Here is a 17137-nt window from a genome sequence, read left to right on the forward strand (position 1 = left end):
GAGTAGAAGTCGTCGGGCACCTCGAGGATCTGCTCGGCGCTGAGACCGTCGAGCCCCTGATGCAGGATCGATGCGAATCCGCGGGTGGTCGGGGCCTCGGGGGGCGCGCTGAAGTGCAGCCGCACGTGCTCCCGGTCGGCCGTATCGACCGACAGGAACAGCGGCGACTGACATTCGGGGACCGGCTCCATCGCCGCTTCTTCGAGCTCGGCCGGGATCGGCGGGAGTTCCCGGCTGAACTCGAGCAGCAACTGCAGCTTGTCCTGGCCCTCGACGGCGGCGAAATCGTCGACGATCTCGGCGAGGGGAGCGGGCAGGGTCACCGGGCCGGCACCTCTCCGGGCTCCTCGCCCTTGACGATCGGCACCCGCACCGCGTTGCCCCACTCGGTCCACGACCCGTCGTAGTTGCGCACGTGCTGGTAGCCGAGCAGGTAGGTCAGCACGAACCAGGTGTGGCTGGACCGTTCCCCGATGCGGCAGTAGGCGATGACGTCGGAGTCCGGCGCGATGTCGGCGTAGATCTCCTCGAGCTCGGGGCGCGAGCGGAACCGGCCGTCCGGCGCCGCCGCGCGGGCCCACGGGATGGACACGGCCGTGGGGATGTGGCCGCCGCGCAGGGCGCCCTCCTCGGGGTAGTCCGGCATGTGGGTGCGCTCGCCGGTGTACTCCTGCGGGGAACGCACGTCCACGAGCGGGCCCTTGCCGAGATGGTCCAGCACGTCGTCCTTGAACGCCCGGATCGCGGCGTCGTCCCGCTCGACCACCGGGTAGCCGGTGGTGGTGCTCACCGGGATGTCGAGGGTGGTGTCGCGGTTCTCGGCGATCCAGGCGTCGCGGCCGCCGTCGAGCAGGCGCACGTCCTCGTGGCCGAACAGGGTGAACACCCACATCGCGTACGCGGCCCACCAGTTGGACTTGTCGCCGTAGACGACGACCGTGTCGGTGCGGCGGATGCCCTTGCGGTCCATGAGGGCGGCGAACCGCGTGCCGTCGATGTAGTCGCGGGTGACCGGGTCGTTGAGGTCGAGATGCCAGTCGATCTTCACGGCGCCGGGGATGTGGCCGACGTCGTAGAGCAACACGTCCTCGTCCGATTCGACGACCTTCACCTCGGGCGCACCCAGATGGGCGGACAGCCACTCCGTCGACACCAGGCGGGTCGGATCGGCGTAGGCGGCGAAGGACGGGTTGGCGTCGGGCGCGACGGGCACAGGTGGCTCCTGAGGCAGTGGTGACAGTTCGGTGATCGGCAATCCGGTGACGACGAGGTGCGCCGTCGATTCTAGGCGGTACCGTCGGGACACGTGCTGCGCTCCCCGTCCGCCCCGACCGACCTCGCGACGCGCGCCGACATCGATCGGCTGCTGCGCCGGTTCTACGACCGGGCGCTGACGGATCCGGACCTCGAGGCGGCGTTCGCGACGCTGGCCGTCGTGGGTCTCGACGAGCACCTGCCGGTCGTCGGGGACTTCTGGGAGCAGGTCCTGTTCGGCACCGGCCGTTATCGGGGCCGGCTGGTTCCGGTGCACACGGCCCTGCACCGGCAGCACGGTCTCGGCGCGGCGCGCTTCGACCGCTGGGTGCGGTTGTGGACGGACAGCGTCGACGCGCTGTTCGCCGGCGCGAACGCGGACCGGGCCAAGGCGAAGGCGGCCGCGATCGCGGCGGCGCTCAGCGCGCAGCTGGATCGAGCATCGTCAGCATGAGCCGGGACGGCTCGACGGCCCGCACCGCGTGCGGCAGGCGGGTGGTCATGTGCACCACCCCGCCGGGCTCGAGATCCACGGTGCGCCCGTCGGCGGTGACCTGCAGGTGGCCCGTGAGGGCCTGCAGCAGCACCGGGAACGCGGCCGTGTGCTCGCGCAGTTCCTGCCCGGCGTCGAACGCGAAGATCACCACGCGGGCGCCCTCGGCCACGAGGACGCGCTGTGGGCGCGGCCGGTCCGGGAAGGGCTCGACGGCGTCGCGGACGTCGGCGAGATACGACAGGGCGGGGGTCGCGGGTTCGGGCTGCGGCGCGGCGGCGGGGCTCACGACCGCAGGCTACCGCGGCTTCGTCGCGACGATCGCCACGGCCGCGATCGACCTGCGGTACGTCGTGAACGTCGCGCGCATGCCCAGCACCCGCGTGCGGGCGTCGCCGTCGCGCAGCATGTTGCGCACGAAGCGCAGGGTGCCGACGACGCCCTCGTCGGCGACGAACCGGGCGGGCTGCAGCAGCGCCATCGGGGCGAGCCGCACGACGTCGACGCTCAGGCCCGCCTCGGTGAGCAGGGTTCGCCACTCGCCGACGGTGAGCGGCCGGGCATTGACCTTGATGGACCGGGCCAGGCCCTGCCGGATCTCCGTCTTCACCGCATCGTCGAGCTCGTCGGGGACGAGGGCGAGTTCGTGGATCGCGTACCGGCCGCCCGGGCGCAGCGTCCGCACGGCCTCGGCGACGATGCGCGCCTTGGCCGCGTCGGTCTGCATGGTGAGCATGGCCTCCCCGACGACGACGTCGGCGCCGGCGTCGGGGAGGCCGGTGGCAGCGGCGTCCGCGACGACGCAGCGGCCGCGGTCGCCGATCGCGGCGCGGGTCAGCTCGGCCGCGGCCTCGTCGTGTTCGACGCCGGTGTACGACAGCGGCGCCAGGTCCAGGATCTCCCGCGCGGTGCGGCCGAGGCCGGGCGCGAGTTCGACGACGTCGCTGCCCTCGATGTCCGCATCCACGAGCAGGCGGGTGGTCATCCCCGCGCCTCCGGGGCGCAGCACGCGCTTGCCGAGCCGGGCGAGCAGCCAGTGGCCGGGCAGGTGTGCGGAGTCGCGCTCGGACATGGGCAGGGCACGGGAATCGCTCATGCCCCGATGCTAAGGCAAGGCAAGCCTAAACTGAAGGGCTTTCGGCCGTGTTCGCGGCCCACAGCCGCGCCACCGACACCCCCACGTCGGCCAGGAGCCGACGCACCAGCGGCAGGCCGATCCCGATCACCGAGGAGGGATCGCCCTCGATGCGCTCCACGAACCAGCCGCCGAGGCTGTCGAGCGTGAACGCCCCCGCCACCTGCAGCGGCTCGCCGCTGGCCAGGTACGCCTCGAGGTCGTCCGCGGTGGGGCGGCCGAAGTGGACGGTGGTGCTGCTGTGGTCGGCGGCCTGGGCGACGACCTCGCCGTCCCGCAGGCGCAGGACGCTGTGCCCGGTGAGCAGGTCGGCGCTGCGTCCCGCCATCGCCCGCCAGCGCTCGCGCGCCACCTCGACCGTCCCCGGTTTGCCCTGCAACTGCCCGTCGACGAGCAGCATCGAGTCGCAGCCCACGACGAGGGTGTCGTCGCCGAGGCTGTCCCGGACCAGGCCGGGCACCACGTCCGCCGCCTTCGCGCGGGCCAGTTCGGTGACCACCACCGCGGGCGGTGCCCCGGGACCGAGTGCGGCGGCGAGCGCATCCTCGTCCACCGCGGACACCCGCACGATGGGCGCGACGCCGGCCGACCGCAGCACGGACAACCGGGCCGGGGACGCCGACGCGAGCACCAGCCTCGCCATGATCAGCCCAGGTTCGGGTACGAGTACGGCGAGAACGGCGCCGTCCGGCGGTGCATCCGGGTGGGGTCGCCCCACGTCTCGCGCGGGCGGTCGTCCGCTGCCGGGGCGGCGGACCCGGAGGCCGCGGCGAGCACCGCCACCAGCGCGGCGATCTCGACGTCCGAGGGCCGGCCCTTGACGATCCGGATCGCCGCGGCCGCCTCGGGGGCGGCGGTCTCGGCCGCCGGCGCCGCCGCCGGGGCCTCCTCGGCCGCCGCGACCTCGGTCACCTCGGTGTCGATGATGGTCTTCTCCTCAGCTACCGCAGTCACAACACACCTCCCGGGAGGCTACCGGAGCCGGTGGGCAGGACGCGGGAGCGGGATCGCTGCGCGTTCGAAGTCATGTCGTCCCTCTCGTGGGGTCGTGGCCCGGCCGGCTCGGAAGGACCGAGCCGGCCGGGATGGTCTCGGCCGTGCGGCCGTCAGAGGGGGATGTTCCCGTGCTTCTTCGGCGGAAGCGTGACCATCTTGCGCTCGAGCAGCCGCAGGGCCGCCACGATCTGCCCGCGGGTGTGCGACGGCGGGATGACCGCGTCGACGTAGCCCCGCTCGGCGGCGACGTACGGGTTCACCAGGGTGTCCTCGTACTCGTTCTGCAGCTCGAGGCGCAGCGCGTCGACGTCCTCGCCGTTCTTGGCCGCCTCGAGCAGGCGCTTGCGGTAGACGAAGCCGACGGCACCGGAGGCGCCCATGACGGCGATCTGCGCGGTCGGCCAGGCCAGGTTGACGTCCGCGCCCATGTGCTTCGAGCCCATCACGTCGTACGCGCCGCCGTAGGCCTTGCGGGTGATGACGGTGATCTTGCCGACAGTGGCCTCGCCGTACGCGTACAGCAGCTTGGCGCCGCGGCGGATGATGCCGTTGTACTCCTGCTCGGTGCCCGGCAGGAAGCCCGGCACGTCGACGAGCGTGACGATCGGGACGTTGAACGCGTCACAGGTGCGCACGAAGCGCGCGGCCTTCTCCGACGCGTCGATGTCCAGGCAGCCGGCGAACTGGGTCGGCTGGTTGGCGACGATGCCGACGGACCGGCCGTCGACGCGGCCGAAGCCGACGATGATGTTCTGGGCGCGCTCGGCCTGGACCTCGAGGAACTCGTCGTCGTCGAGGAGGCGACGGATCACCTCGTGCATGTCGTACGGCTGGTTCGCCGAGTCGGGAATCAGCGTGTCGAGCTCGATGTCCTCCTCGGTCAGCGACTCCTCGATCGACCCGAGGATCGGGTCGGTCGGCTCGGTGCGCGGCGCGGCGGCCTGGTTGTTGCTCGGCAGGTAGGACAGCAGGTCCTTGACGTAGTCCAGGGCGTCCTGCTCGCCGTCGGCGACGTAGTGCGCGACACCGGACTTGACCATGTGGGTGTGCGCGCCGCCGAGGTCCTCCATGGTGACGTCCTCACCGGTGACGGTCTTGATGACGTCGGGACCGGTGACGAACATCTGGCTGGTCTGGTCGACCATCACCACGAAGTCGGTCAGGGCGGGGGAGTAGACGTGTCCACCGGCGGCCGGGCCCATGATCAGCGAGATCTGCGGGATCACCCCGGAGGCCTGCACGTTGCGGTGGAAGATCTCGCCGTAGAGGCCGAGCGAGACGACACCCTCCTGGATGCGCGCGCCCGCCCCCTCGTTGATGCCGATCAGCGGGCGGCCGGTCTTGAGCGCCAGGTCCATGACCTTGACGATCTTCTCGCCGTAGACCTCGCCGAGGCTGCCGCCGAAGACGGTCGCGTCCTGCGAGAACACGCACACGTCGCGGCCGTCGATGGTGCCGTAGCCGGTCACGACGCCGTCGCCGACCGGGCGGTTCTCGGCGAGGCCGAAGTTGGTGCTGCGGTGCCGGGCGAGCTGGTCGAGCTCGACGAACGAGCCCTCGTCGAGCAGCGCTTCGATGCGCTCGCGGGCGGTCAGCTTGCCCTTCGCGTGCACCTTCTCGACGGCGGCCTCACCGCTCGGGGCCTGAGCCTGAGCCTGGCGATTGCGCAGGTCCGCCAGCTTGCCGGCAGTCGTGTGGATATCGGGCGTACTCGCCGCCTCGGGCGCGGACGGCTCCTGGACAGTGGTCATGGCCCATGAGCTTAGCGAGCGTCAGTCAGCGATCGCGCACCGAGGCCCCGCTTGTGTTGAATCATTGAACTGAAGCTACCGGCGAGTACGTTTCGCTGCCCATCCTAGGCTGTGCGGATGCCCACCGAACCCGAACCGCAGCGCCCGCCCGTCGACCCCGCGCCCGTGCGGCGCGAGCTGGATGCCGCCCGGCTGCGCGCCGCGCTCGTGCGTGGCGCCGACCCCGACGCGTTCTACCGGCGCCTCGACGTCGTCACCGAGACCGCCTCGACCAACGCCGACCTGCTCGCGGCCGCCCGCGAACCCGGAGCCGACCGCCGCGTCCTGCTCGCCGAGTTCCAGCACGGCGGCCGGGGCCGGCACTCGCGTGGATGGACCGGTGTTCCCCGCGCCCAGGTGATCGTCTCGGTACTGCTGCGCATGCCCGGCATCGACCTCGCCGACCTGGGCTGGCTGCCGCTGCTGGCCGGCATCGCCACCGTCGACGCGATCCGCTCGGTCACCGGAGTGGACGCCGAACTGAAGTGGCCCAACGACGTGCTCGTCGAGGGCCGCAAGGTGGCCGGCATCCTCGCCGAGGTCGCCGGCACCCACCCCGAGCCCGTCGTGGTGGTGGGCATCGGCCTCAACGTCTCGCTCACCGAGGACGAGCTGCCGGTTCCCACCGCGACGTCGCTCGCGCTCGCCGGGGCGACCGAACTCGATCGCACCGCACTCGCCGAGGCCCTGCTGCGCGAACTCGGCCGCCGGTGGGAGCAGTGGTACGTCGCGGGCTGGGACGTCGCCGGGCTGGCCGCTGCCTACCGCGACCGGTGCGGCACGCTCGGCCGCCGGGTGCGGGCGGTCCTGCCGGGCGACACGGAACTGCACGGCGTCGCGGTCGACATCGACGAGCAGGGCCGCATCGTCATCACGCCGGACGACGGTGGCGAGCCGATCGCGGTGTCGGCCGGGGACATCACCCACCTGCGCCCGGTGTCCTGACCCGGCGCGGGCGCCCGGCGCCGCGGCTGTGCCATCGTGTCCGGCATGGGATACCCGGAGGACGCCCTCGCCCCCGAGGAACGGCTGCTGCTGCACCGGCACCCGCACTGGAAGATGCTCATCGTGCCGGCGGCGATCTTCCTGGTCGCCACCGCGCTCGCGGGATTCCTGCTCGGCCTGAGCCAGGCCCGGCTCGACGGCTCCACCGCGAGCACGCTGACGATCGTGCTCGCGGTGCTGTGGGCGGCGATCGTCGCGTGGCAGTGCCTGGCGCCGCTCGTGAGCTGGCTGTCGACCCACTTCATCGTCACCGACCGGCGGGTGCTCGTCCGGCAGGGCGTGCTCACCCACGCCGGCATCGACATCCCGATGGGCCGCATCAGCAACGTGCAGTTCCGGCACGGCCTGCTGGACCGGATCCTGCGCACCGGCACCCTCGTCATCGTCTCCGCGGCCGACGATCCGCTCGAGTTCGACGACATCCCCGACGTGCAGCGCGTGCATGCCCTGCTGTACCAGCAGGCGTTCCACGCCGACCCGGCGCGGGACCGGGAACCCCGACCCGACGGCCCGAGTCGCAAAGCCTGGTAACGCGCCGGACGGCCGGTGCCGATCCGTACGCTGGATCCGTGACCGCAGTCCTGCTCGCCGAAGACGACGAAGCCATCGCCGCGCCCCTGTCCCGGGCGCTGGGCCGGGAGGGATACGACGTCACCGTCAAACAGACCGGTCCCGCCGCGCTCGAACGGGCCCTGTCCGGTGACTACGAATTGCTCATCCTCGACCTCGGGCTGCCCGGCATCGACGGCCTCGAGGTGTGCCGGCAGATCCGGGCCCACCGCTCCGACCTCGCCGTCCTGATGCTCACCGCCCGTACCGACGAGGTCGACTTCGTCGTCGGCCTCGATGCCGGCGCCGACGACTACGTCGGCAAGCCCTTCCGGCTCGCCGAACTCATGGCCCGGGTCCGGGCGCTGCTGCGCCGCCGTGGCGGCGGCGAGCCCGAGGACATCGTCGAGGTCGCGGGGATCCGGCTCGAGCGGGCGGCCCGGCGCGTGCTCGTCGACGGCTCCGAGGTCACCCTCGCCAACAAGGAGTACGAACTGTTGCGGGTGCTGCTCGAGCACGCCGGCCAGGTGGTCTCGCGGGACGTGATCCTGCAGGAGGTGTGGGGCGACGCCGACCTGCGCGGGTCCAAGACTCTCGACATGCACATGTCCTGGCTGCGCCGCAAGATCGGTGACGAGGGCCCGGCCGGGGAGCGGCGCATCGCCACCGTCCGCGGCGTCGGCTTCCGCCTGAACACCGACTGACGGGACCGGAGTGCGCCGCCGAATCCTGTTCGCGGTCCTCGCGGGCTCGCTGCTCGTGGCCCTGCTGCTCGGAGTCCCGCTCGCCTACACCGCCTGGCTGTTCGTCGAGGACACCGCGCGCAGGGACCTGCAGGACCGGCTCGACCGCATGTCCGCGGAGATCATCGCCCAGGAGGGCGCCGACGGCCTGGTCGTCGGCGGCCTCGACACCAGTTCGCTGCGGCTCGTCGTTCCCGACGGCGGCCGCCTCCTCGTCGTCTACCCGACCCCCGAGGACGCCGCGGCCCGCCTCGACATCGGCGCCGCCGCAGTCCCGAACCCCCTGGTCGAGTCCCTGTCGATGGGAACGTCGGGATCCCTGCGGCTCGAGTCGCCGTCCGAGGACATGCGCCTGCTGCAGCGGCAGGTCCTGGTCGGGGTGACGCTGCTGGTGCTGCTGTCCATGGCCGTCGGCGCCGTCGTCGCCGTCGTCACCGCGCGGCGGCTGGCCGACCCTCTGCGCGACGTCGCGGCGCGGGCCCGCCGGCTGGCCGAGGGCGACTTCCGGCCCGATCCACGCCGGCACGGCATCCCGGAACTCGACCGCGTCTCGGACGTCCTCGACGCCGCGACCGTGGAGATCGCCGGGCGCCTGCAGCGGGAGCACGCCCTCGTCGGCGACGTCTCGCACCAGCTGCGGTCCCGGCTGACCGCGGTGCGGCTGCGCCTCGACGAGCTGTCCACCCACGCCGACCCGGCCGTCGTCGAGGAGGCGGAGGAGGCGATGCGCCAGGTGGACCGGCTCACCACCGCCATCGACGAGCTGGTGCGCGCGTCCCGTAACAGCGGCTCCGAGCTGCGCACCGAAGTGTCCGTCGTGGGGGAGCTGGCGGGGGTGATCGCGGACTGGCGGGGGCCCTACAAGGAGGCGGGCCGGGAACTGCTGCTGAGCGGGGATCCGTCGCTGCGCAGCCGCGTGACCGGATCCCGGCTGCGCGAGGCCGTCGCGGTGCTGGTCGACAATGCCCTCATGCACGGCGGTGGAACGTGCACGGTGTCCGTGCGGCGGGTATCGACCCACGGCGGCGGATCGACCGTGTGCGTGGAGGTGACCGACGAGGGTGACGGCGTCAGCGACGAGCTGGCACCGCACATCTTCGACCGCGGCTTCTCGGGTACCGGCTCGACCGGGGTGGGACTCGCGCTCGCCCGTGCCCTGACCGAGGCCGACGGCGGGCGCCTGGAACTGCAACGCCGGCGGCCCGCCCTGTTCGCCCTGTTCCTCGGCTCGACCCGCGACGAGTCCGCCCCCGCGGGGATCCGGGAACCACGCTGACCCGCGGCGGCGGGGACCGGATTCGGCTGACCCGCGGCGGCGGGGACCGGATTCGGCTGACCCGCGGCGGCGGGGACCGGATTCGGCTGACCCGCGGCGGCGGGGACCGGACTCAGGAGTGTCCCAGGCCTTCCTCGGCGAGTTCCTCGTGCTCGGGAATGTCGTCTCCGCCGGGGTTCATCTCCTCCGGGAACACGAAACGGCGGAAGCACCAGAACCGGAAGATCATCTGCAGCAGATTGCCGATGAGATAGGCGCTGACGAAGTCGGCGATGTTCTCCATGGTGAGGCTGACGTTCGGCACCCGCAGGTCGAACACGTAGCTCGAGATCCACAACGGGATGAAGCTGAGGACCACGCCGATGCCGCTGACGGCGAAGAACAGCAGCGCCTCGTGGTGCCGCTCCCGGCCGCCCCGGTTCTTGAACGACCACTCCCGGTTGAGGACGTACGAGCAGATCACGGCGATCACCCCGGCGATGACCTTGGCGGTCACCGGCTTCTCCTCGAGCACCGTGAGCTTGAGGGTGTAGAAGATGACCGAGTCGACGACGAAGGTGGTGCCGCCGACGATCGCGAACTTGATCAACTCGTGGTGCCGCAGCAACAGGCCCCGCAGAGGCTCGGGGACTCGGTTCACGGCAGCATCGACGAAAGACACCCGGACGAGTCTACGAAACCGGGATCCGAACACACGAACCCGCGGGCGGTTTATCAGCTTTACCACAGGAACGACGGGGTGTCGCGCGGGAGCGCGGCGCCGCGCCCGCCGCCCGCTGTGACACCATGGTGAGCCGTGACCGCTACACCCCCGGACTCGGCCGCCGCGACTCCCGCCTCCGCGGCCGGCGACGCCCCTTCGCACCCTCCCCGCACGCTGCCCACCGGTATGCCGGTCGTCGCGATGGTCGGCGGCGGCCAGCTCGCCCGGATGACCCACCAGGCCGCGATCGCGCTCGGCCAGACCCTGCGGGTGCTGGCCGCGAGCCCGGACGATCCGGCCGCGCGGGTCAGCCCCGACGTGGTGCTCGGCAGCCACACCGATCTCGACGCGTTGCGCAGTGCCGCGACCGGCGTCCACGCCTTGACCTTCGACCACGAGCACGTGCCCACCGAGCATCTCGAGGTGCTCCAGCGTGAGGGCGTCAGCGTGCAGCCGCCGCCGCAGGCCCTGATCTACGCGCAGGACAAGCTCGCGATGCGCCGGCGCCTCGCGGAGCTCGGTGCCCCGGTGCCGCCGTTCACCGAGCTCACCTCGGTCGACGACCTCACCGCGTTCGGCGACGAGCACGGGTGGCCCGTCGTGATCAAGTCGGCGCGCGGCGGCTACGACGGTCGCGGTGTGTGGATCACCGACGACGTGGACGAGGCGCAGCGGATCGTCGCCGAGCAGCTCGCGGCCGGGGTGCCGCTCATCGCCGAGGAGAAGGTCTCGTGGCGGCGGGAGCTGTCCGCGATGGTCGCGCGCTCGCCGTTCGGGCAGGGCGCGAGCTGGCCCGTGGTCGAGACCGTGCAGTTGAACGGGCAGTGCGCCGTCGTCATCGCGCCCGCCCCGAACCTGCGGGCCGACATCGAGGCCGGCGCCGAGCAGCTGGCCCTGCGCATCGCCGCCGAGCTCGGTGTGGTCGGAGTCATGGCGGTCGAACTGTTCGAGACCGAGACCGGCGAGCTGATCGTCAACGAGCTCGCGATGCGGCCGCACAACTCCGGGCACTGGGGCATGGACGGCGCCCGCACCGGGCAGTTCGAGCAGCACCTGCGCGCGGTGCTGGACTACCCGCTCGGCGACACGTCACCGATCGCCCCGGTGACGGTGATGGCGAACGTCCTCGGCGCCCCCGAGGCGCCCGCGATGAGCATGGACGAGCGGCTGCACCACCTGTTCGCCCGGATGCCCGACGTGCGTGTGCACCTCTACGGCAAGGGCGAGCGCAAGGACCGCAAGATCGGGCACGTCAACGTGCTCGGGGACGCGTCCGGGTCGATCGACGACCCGCAGTACGTGGCGGCGGTGCGCGAACGCGCGGAACGCGCGGCGCACTGGCTCTCGCACGGAGTGTGGACCGACGGATGGGATTCTCACGGTGACTGACGGAGCACAGGTCGGCCTGATCATGGGCAGCGACTCGGACTGGCCGACGATGGAGGCCGCCGCCGAGGCGCTCGTCGAGTTCGGCATCCGCTTCGAGGTGGGGGTCGTCTCGGCCCACCGCACCCCGCAGCGCATGCTCGACTACGCCCGCGACGCCGCCGGACGCGGCATCAAGGTGATCATCGCCGGCGCCGGTGGTGCCGCCCACCTTCCGGGCATGGTCGCCTCCGCGACCCCGCTCCCGGTGATCGGCGTGCCCGTCCCCCTGAAGTACCTCGACGGCATGGACTCGCTGCTGTCGATCGTGCAGATGCCTGCCGGGGTGCCTGTCGCGACCGTGTCCATCGGCGGCGCCCGCAACGCCGGCCTGCTCGCCGCCCGTATCCTCGGCGCGGCCGACCCCGCGCTGCGGGGCCGGATGGAGCAGTTCCAGGCGGGCCTCGAGCAGATGGTGCTCGAGAAGGACGACGCGTTGCGGCGGAAGCTGCTGGGCTGACGGCCGCGCCGTGCCCGCCCCCACTCGCCTCGAGCGGTGGTACCGGTGGAGCGGCACCCACACCGGCACCATCGACGCGGTCCTGGCCGCTCTGCTGACCGCCTTCGGGTTGCTCGTCGTCGCCACCTCCGAGCCCGGCTGGTGGGACGCGGTCCTCGTGCTCGTCCTGAGCGTGCCGCTGGCGTGGCGGCGCACCCGGGTGGTGCCGGCCACGGCCGTGGTCGCCGCCGCCGCGTTCGTGCACCTGGCGACCGTGCCGACGGTCAGCCCCGTCGCCCCGGTGGCCGTCCCGGCGGCGGTCTACGCCCTCGCCGCCTACGGCCCGCGGTGGGCGAGCACCCTCGGCCTCGCCGCGGCGGTCGCCGGCGGTGCCCTCGCGGGCATCCGCTACCTCGGGAACATCGAAGACCGCTCCGCCCTCGGCATGGCCGTGTCCGCGGTGTTCGTGGTCGTATTCCTCGCCGGGGCATGGGCGTTCGGGCGTATCCGGAATCTGCGCCTGGAGGAGATGGCGAACCTCAGCGAGCGCAACCGCCTTCTCGAACTCGAACGGGAGAAGGAGACCGAGCTCGCCGCGCTCGGCGAGCGCACCCGCATCGCCCGGGAGATGCACGACATCGTCGCGCATTCGCTGACCGTCGTGATCGCCCAGGCCGACGGTGGCCGGTACGCCGCCCCGCAGCACCCCGAGGAGGCCGTGTCCGCGCTGACGGCCATCGCCGACACCGGCCGGCGCGCGTTGAGCGACATGCGCTCGCTGCTGGCGGTGCTGCGCGAGGACGGACCCCGCGAGTTCCGCGTCGCACCCGGGCCGGACGACCTCGACGAGCTGATCGCCGATCTGCGGGGCGGCGGGCTCGACGTCGAGTTCACGGTCACCGGTCCGCGGCGCGACCTGCCCGCGGGCACGGGCCTGACCGTGTACCGCATCGCGCAGGAGGCGCTGACCAACGTGCTGCGGCACGCCGGCCCCCGCGCCCACGCCCGTGTCCGCCTCGCATGGCTGCCCGAACGCGTGGAGGTGGAGATCGTCGACAACGGTCGCGGCGCGGCGGCCCTCGTCGAGCCCCGCCCGGGCGGGCAGGGACTGATCGGCATGGCGGAACGCGCCCGGCTGCACGGCGGCGCCGTGTCCGCCGGTCCGGCGCCGGGCGGCGGCTACCGTGTCCATGCGCTGCTTCCGTACCACTGAGAGGAGAGAGACCGTGCCGGACTCGGGCCCGGAGCCGAGACCCGTCCGGGTCGGTCTCGTCGACGATCAGCACCTCGTGCGGGCCGGCTTCCGGATGGTGCTCGACTCGCAACCGGACCTGACGGTGGTCGCCGAGGCGGCGGACGGGCACGCCGCCCTCGACGCGCTCGCACGGGCCGAGACGGACGTGGTGCTGATGGACGTGCAGATGCCCGGCCTGGACGGGATCGAGACCACCCGCCGGCTGCTCACCCGCCCGCACGCGCCGAAGGTGGTGATGCTCACCACCTTCGACACCGAGGAGTACGTCGTCTCCGCGCTCGGCGCGGGCGCGAGCGGGTTCCTGCTCAAGGACGCGCCGCCGGAGGATCTGCTCGCCGCGGTCCGCACGGTGCACCGCGGCGACGCGGTGATCGCGCCCCGCGCCACCCGCCGTCTGCTGCGGCACGTCGGTCCGCTGCTCGGGGGCGACGGCGCGCCCGATCGTCGTCCGGCCGTGCGGGTTCCGCCGGAGTTGACCCCGCGTGAGCTCGAGGTGCTCGTCGCGATGGCGCACGGCCTCACCAACGCCGAACTCGCCGAACGCTTCGTGCTGTCGGAAGCCACCGTGAAAACGCATGTGGGGAGGGTGCTTTCGAAGACAGCGTCGCGGGACCGCGTGCAGGCGGTGCTGTTCGCGTTCCGTGCGGGACTGGTCCGGCCGGAGGATCTGCTCGGCGCGGCGGACGGACCGTGAACCTGCGGGCGCACGGCTGCGCGGCTCCGGCCGTCCGCCCGTCGTGGTCGCGGCCGGTCATACCACGGTAGGACCCGCGGCGGCCGGAAGATCCGCCCGCGCTCCGATGTGCCGGTGCGGCGCGGTTCCTAGCGTCGACGGCATGGACGACAACGATGTGGGAACAGCCGCCGTGCGTGCGGAAGAGCTGGTGAAGGTGTACGGCCGGGGCGACGCCGAGGTGCGTGCGCTCGACGGGGTGAGCGTGGCCTTCGAGAAGGGAGCCTTCACGGCGATCATGGGGCCGTCGGGATCCGGGAAGTCCACCCTCATGCACTGTCTCGCCGGGTTGGACACCGCGACCTCGGGGCGGATCTTCCTGGGGGACGACGAGATCAGCGGGGCAGGGGACCGGCGGCTGACCGAACTACGGCGCGACCGCATCGGATTCGTCTTCCAGGCGTTCAACCTGCTGCCCGTGCTCACGGCCGAGGAGAACATGCTGCTGCCGATGCGGCTGGCCGGGCGGCGACCGAGCGACGAATGGCGCGACCACGTCGTCACCCGCCTCGGCCTCGACGGGCGGCTGCGGCACCTGCCGCACGAACTGTCCGGCGGCCAGCAGCAGCGGGTCGCCGTCGCGCGGGCCATGCTGCCCCAGCCCGATGTGGTCTTCGCCGACGAACCGACCGGGAACCTCGACTCCCGCTCCGGGGCGGAGGTGCTCGGCCTGCTGCGGGCGAGCGTGCGCGAGACCGGTCAGACCGTCGTCATGGTCACCCACGACCCGGTGGCCGCGTCCTACGCCGACCGCGTCGTGCTGCTCGCGGACGGCCGGCCCGCCGGCGAGATCGCCGCGCCCACGCCCGACACCGTCCTCGACACGATGCGCCGCCTCGGCACCGCCGCGCTCCAGGAGGTGCGCTGATGCGACGGCTGGCGCTCGCCCAGGCCCGGGCACACGCCGGCCGGTACCTCTCCTCGGTCCTCGCCGTCCTCGTCGCGGTCGCCTACGTCGTGACGACTCTCGTCCTCGGAGACACGGTGCGCGCCGGGGTGACCGATTCGCTCGCGGCCCAGTACTGCGGCACCGACGCCGTCGTCACCGCGCCCGAGTCGCCGCCGGCGCCCGTCGAGCGGCCGCAGGAGCTCGCGGCCCGGGTGGCCGCGGTGCCCGGCGTGAGCGCCGTCGCGGTGGACCTGACCGCGCCGGTGCGCTACACCGGTCCCGAGGGTGTGCCCTCGTACGCCGACGTCACCTCCGTCGGGGGCGACGAGGCCCTGCGCTGGCAGCGGCTGGCCGACGGCCGATGGCCCGCCGCCGATTCCGAGATCGCGGTCGGTTCGACCACCGGTGTGCCGCTCGGCACGGTCCTGACCGTGACGGATGCCGAGGGCGGCGAGCCCGCGACCGTGACGGTGGTCGGGCAGGTCGATCTGGCCGGAACCCCGCAGGCCGCGGACGCGGCGGTGTTCGGGACCGGAGCGCAGGTCGACCGATGGGCCGGCGGCGCACCGGGGTGGGAACTGCGCCTGGCGGGGGACGGCACCGTCACCGCCGCCGACCTCGTCGACCGGGTGTCCGAGGCGCTGCCCGGATGGACCGTCCGGACCGGCGCCGAACGGTCCGCCGCAGTGGCCGCGCGCTACTTCGGCGACGCCGACCTGCTGCGCAACGTGCTGCTCGCGTTCGGTGCGATCGCCGTCGTGGTGTCCGCGCTCGTGATCGCCAACACCTTCGCGGTCGTGCTCGCCGCCCGCACCCGGGAACTGGCCCTCATGCGCTGCGTCGGGGTCACCGCCGCACAGGTACGGCGCAGTGTCCTGCTCGAGTCGCTGCTCGTCGGCGCCGTGGCCTCGGTTGCGGGCGTCCTCGCCGGAATCGGGCTCGCCGCGGCGGTGGTCGCGGCGGCCCGGGCGTGGGACGCACCGCTGCCCATCGGATCGCTCGCCGTCGGGCCCCTCACCGTCGTCGTCGGCCTGCTCGTCGGCATCGTCGTGACGGTCCTGGCCGCCACCGGCCCCGGACGGGCCGCCACCCGCGTCGCGCCGCTGGCCGCGCTCCATCCGATGGAGAGCACGCCGGAGCCGGCACGGTCGTCCTGGTTGCGCCGCATCGTCGCGACGGTCGGCCTCGTCGCCGGGGCCCTGCTGCTGACCGCGGGCGTCCTGGGAGTCAACGTCCTCGTCGCGTGTGCGGGCGGGCTGCTCGCATTCGTCGGATTCCTCGCCGCGACCCGGCGCATCGTCCCGGCGGTCGTGCAGGGTGCGGGGCGTGCCCTGGCGCGGATCGGCGGGCCCGTGGGCGAGCTCGCCGCCGGCAACGCGGGCCGCAATCCGCGCCGCACCGCCGCCACGGCAACCGCGCTGATCCTCGGCGTCACCCTCACCGCGACGATCGTCGTGGGCGTGGCCACGGTGAAGGCGAGCGCGCCCGCGGCCATCGACGGCCAGTTCCCCGTCGACGTGACCGTCACGGCCGCCGGCGACGAGGGCCTTCCGGCGGGCCTCGGCGAACGCCTGCACACGATCGACGGGGTCGCGGAGACCGCGGACCTGCAGGCGGTCACCCTCGCCGTCGGCGGAGTGGACCTGCGCGTGCTCGGCGTGGATCGGGTCGACGTCGGCCGCACCCTGCGCACCGACATCACGCTGCCGGGACCGGGGGAGATCGCCCTGTCGCCCGACGAGCGTGCCGGACGCGGCGTGTCCGCGGGTTCCCGGCTCGACGTCGCCGGAGAGCGGGGGCGTCGGACCCTCACCGTGGTCGACGGCACCGAGGGCGCCCCGGCCCTCGTCGACGACGCCGACCTGCCCGCGCTGACCGGGGCGACGCGCACCGAGGCGGTGTGGCTGCGGCTGGCCGACATCGACGACGACGCGGCGATCGCCGCCGCGCAGCGCGCCGTCACGAGCGCCGCGGCCGAGGCCGCCCCGGGCAGCGAGGTCGGCGGCGCCGTCGCGATGCGCCGCACCATCGAGCAGGTGCTCGACACGATGCTGCTCGTGGTGGGCGGCCTGCTGTCGGTCGCCGTGCTCATCGCCCTGATCGGCGTCGGCAACACCATGGCCCTGTCGGTGCTCGAGCGGCGCCGGGAAACGGGACTGCTGCGGGCCGTCGGGCTCGGCCGCGGCGGCATCCGGTCGCTGCTCGTGCAGGAGGCGCTGCTCGTGGCAGGGGTGGCCTCGGGCCTCGGCGTCGCGCTCGGACTGATCCTCGGTGTCGCCGGGACCGCGTCGGTGTTCGGCGTGGACAAGCTCGTCCTGCCGTCGGTGCCGTGGCTGCAGCTGCTGGGGATCGTCGTCGCCGGCGGCGTGGCCGGTGTGGTCGCGGCGCTGCTTCCGGCGCGGCGCGCGGCGGCGGTGTCGCCGGTGGAGGCACTGTCGGCCGGATAGGCTCG

Annotated in this window: 19 protein-coding genes; 11 read left to right on the top strand and 8 right to left on the bottom strand. The window is 73.0% G+C overall.

Features of this window, described 5'->3' with window-relative positions:
* The coding region (locus AIIKEEIJ_RS27685; protein WP_161996998.1) for a SufE family protein at positions 1-323 on the bottom strand (323 nt) is incomplete at its 3' end.
* The gene (locus AIIKEEIJ_RS27690; RefSeq protein WP_029544657.1) at positions 320-1213 is read right to left on the bottom strand and encodes a sulfurtransferase; all 894 of its coding nucleotides are present in this window, start codon (positions 1211-1213) and stop codon (positions 320-322) included. The genes AIIKEEIJ_RS27690 and AIIKEEIJ_RS27685, both read right to left, overlap by 4 nt.
* Positions 1214-1306: 93 nt before the next feature.
* On the opposite strand from AIIKEEIJ_RS27690, the gene AIIKEEIJ_RS27695 reads away from it, so the two are divergent.
* A complete protein-coding gene (locus tag AIIKEEIJ_RS27695; RefSeq protein WP_029544655.1) occupies positions 1307-1708 on the top strand; it encodes a group III truncated hemoglobin in 402 nt (133 codons plus the stop codon).
* Here AIIKEEIJ_RS27695 and AIIKEEIJ_RS27700 read toward each other — a convergent pair.
* The 5 genes from AIIKEEIJ_RS27700 to AIIKEEIJ_RS27720 form a co-directional block, all read right to left on the bottom strand.
* Complete coding sequence (locus AIIKEEIJ_RS27700; protein WP_161996999.1) at positions 1674-2036, bottom strand: cupin domain-containing protein; 363 nt, start codon at positions 2034-2036, stop codon at positions 1674-1676. The genes AIIKEEIJ_RS27695 and AIIKEEIJ_RS27700 overlap by 35 nt on opposite strands.
* 9 nt (positions 2037-2045) lie before the next feature.
* Entirely contained in the window at positions 2046-2843 is a 798-nt protein-coding gene (locus AIIKEEIJ_RS27705) for a methyltransferase domain-containing protein (protein WP_161997000.1), read from the bottom strand.
* 25 nt (positions 2844-2868) lie between these two features.
* Positions 2869-3525, bottom strand: coding sequence for a Maf family protein (locus AIIKEEIJ_RS27710; RefSeq protein ID WP_029544651.1), 657 nt, complete (start codon positions 3523-3525; stop codon positions 2869-2871).
* A 2-nt stretch (positions 3526-3527) separates the two neighbouring features.
* The gene (locus tag AIIKEEIJ_RS27715; protein ID WP_006939567.1) at positions 3528-3836 is read right to left on the bottom strand and encodes an acyl-CoA carboxylase subunit epsilon; all 309 of its coding nucleotides are present in this window, start codon (positions 3834-3836) and stop codon (positions 3528-3530) included.
* A 152-nt stretch (positions 3837-3988) separates the two neighbouring features.
* On the bottom strand, positions 3989-5629 hold the full coding sequence (locus AIIKEEIJ_RS27720; RefSeq protein ID WP_006939566.1) for an acyl-CoA carboxylase subunit beta: 1641 nt from the start codon (positions 5627-5629) through the stop codon (positions 3989-3991).
* Positions 5630-5746: 117 nt separating this feature from the next.
* On the opposite strand from AIIKEEIJ_RS27720, the gene AIIKEEIJ_RS27725 reads away from it, so the two are divergent.
* From AIIKEEIJ_RS27725 to AIIKEEIJ_RS27740, 4 genes are read left to right on the top strand one after another with little or no spacing between them, the layout of a single operon-like run.
* A complete protein-coding gene (locus AIIKEEIJ_RS27725; RefSeq protein WP_043801435.1) occupies positions 5747-6613 on the top strand; it encodes a biotin--[acetyl-CoA-carboxylase] ligase in 867 nt (288 codons plus the stop codon).
* 45 nt (positions 6614-6658) lie between these two features.
* On the top strand, positions 6659-7204 hold the full coding sequence (locus tag AIIKEEIJ_RS27730) for a PH domain-containing protein (protein WP_161997001.1): 546 nt from the start codon (positions 6659-6661) through the stop codon (positions 7202-7204).
* Between the two features lie 38 nt (positions 7205-7242).
* Positions 7243-7926, top strand: a complete 684-nt coding sequence (locus tag AIIKEEIJ_RS27735; protein WP_161997002.1) for a response regulator — start codon at positions 7243-7245, stop codon at positions 7924-7926.
* A gap of 10 nt (positions 7927-7936) precedes the next feature.
* Positions 7937-9241: an ATP-binding protein gene (locus AIIKEEIJ_RS27740; RefSeq protein WP_161997003.1), complete on the top strand. Its 1305-nt coding sequence runs from the start codon at positions 7937-7939 to the stop codon at positions 9239-9241.
* A 112-nt stretch (positions 9242-9353) separates the two neighbouring features.
* On the opposite strand, the gene AIIKEEIJ_RS27745 is transcribed toward AIIKEEIJ_RS27740, so the two are convergent.
* Positions 9354-9902 carry a GtrA family protein gene (locus tag AIIKEEIJ_RS27745; RefSeq protein WP_043801440.1) on the bottom strand — a complete coding sequence of 183 codons (549 nt, stop codon included), beginning with the start codon at positions 9900-9902 and terminating at the stop codon, positions 9354-9356.
* A gap of 228 nt (positions 9903-10130) precedes the next feature.
* On the opposite strand from AIIKEEIJ_RS27745, the gene AIIKEEIJ_RS27750 reads away from it, so the two are divergent.
* From AIIKEEIJ_RS27750 to AIIKEEIJ_RS27775, 6 genes are all read left to right on the top strand, one after another.
* Positions 10131-11333 carry a 5-(carboxyamino)imidazole ribonucleotide synthase gene (locus AIIKEEIJ_RS27750; protein WP_202917709.1) on the top strand — a complete coding sequence of 401 codons (1203 nt, stop codon included), beginning with the start codon at positions 10131-10133 and terminating at the stop codon, positions 11331-11333.
* Positions 11326-11829: a 5-(carboxyamino)imidazole ribonucleotide mutase gene (purE, locus tag AIIKEEIJ_RS27755; RefSeq protein ID WP_006939559.1), complete on the top strand. Its 504-nt coding sequence runs from the start codon at positions 11326-11328 to the stop codon at positions 11827-11829. Before AIIKEEIJ_RS27750 ends, purE begins: the two co-directional genes overlap by 8 nt.
* A 10-nt stretch (positions 11830-11839) precedes the next feature.
* Positions 11840-13021 (top strand): DUF7134 domain-containing protein, encoded by a 1182-nt coding sequence (locus tag AIIKEEIJ_RS34155; RefSeq protein WP_161997004.1) that lies wholly within the window; start codon positions 11840-11842, stop codon positions 13019-13021.
* 13 nt (positions 13022-13034) lie between these two features.
* Entirely contained in the window at positions 13035-13757 is a 723-nt protein-coding gene (locus AIIKEEIJ_RS27765; protein ID WP_029544636.1) for a response regulator, read from the top strand.
* Positions 13758-13899: 142 nt separating this feature from the next.
* Positions 13900-14664 (top strand): ATP-binding cassette domain-containing protein, encoded by a 765-nt coding sequence (locus AIIKEEIJ_RS27770; RefSeq protein ID WP_161997005.1) that lies wholly within the window; start codon positions 13900-13902, stop codon positions 14662-14664.
* On the top strand, positions 14664-17132 hold the full coding sequence (locus AIIKEEIJ_RS27775; protein WP_161997006.1) for an FtsX-like permease family protein: 2469 nt from the start codon (positions 14664-14666) through the stop codon (positions 17130-17132). The genes AIIKEEIJ_RS27770 and AIIKEEIJ_RS27775 overlap by 1 nt, the downstream gene beginning before the upstream one ends.
* The last annotated feature ends 5 nt before the right edge of the window (positions 17133-17137 follow it).

This window comes from Rhodococcus sp. YH1 (genome assembly GCF_009939605.1).
GTDB classification, from domain to species: Bacteria; Actinomycetota; Actinomycetes; order Mycobacteriales; family Mycobacteriaceae; genus Rhodococcus; species Rhodococcus aetherivorans.

Excerpts from the sequence above, each read along its gene's own strand:
- AIIKEEIJ_RS27705 (WP_161997000.1), bottom strand. The coding sequence starts at position 2,843 with ATGAGCGATTCCCGTGCCCTGCCCATGTCCGAGCGCGACTCCGCACAC.
- AIIKEEIJ_RS27750 (WP_202917709.1), top strand. The coding sequence starts at position 10,131 with ATGCCGGTCGTCGCGATGGTCGGCGGCGGCCAGCTCGCCCGGATGACC.
- AIIKEEIJ_RS27725 (WP_043801435.1), top strand. The coding sequence starts at position 5,747 with ATGCCCACCGAACCCGAACCGCAGCGCCCGCCCGTCGACCCCGCGCCC.
- AIIKEEIJ_RS27730 (WP_161997001.1), top strand. The coding sequence starts at position 6,659 with ATGGGATACCCGGAGGACGCCCTCGCCCCCGAGGAACGGCTGCTGCTG.
- AIIKEEIJ_RS27775 (WP_161997006.1), top strand. The coding sequence starts at position 14,664 with ATGCGACGGCTGGCGCTCGCCCAGGCCCGGGCACACGCCGGCCGGTAC.
- AIIKEEIJ_RS27720 (WP_006939566.1), bottom strand. The coding sequence starts at position 5,629 with ATGACCACTGTCCAGGAGCCGTCCGCGCCCGAGGCGGCGAGTACGCCC.
- AIIKEEIJ_RS27770 (WP_161997005.1), top strand. The coding sequence starts at position 13,900 with ATGGACGACAACGATGTGGGAACAGCCGCCGTGCGTGCGGAAGAGCTG.
- AIIKEEIJ_RS27710 (WP_029544651.1), bottom strand. The coding sequence starts at position 3,525 with ATGGCGAGGCTGGTGCTCGCGTCGGCGTCCCCGGCCCGGTTGTCCGTG.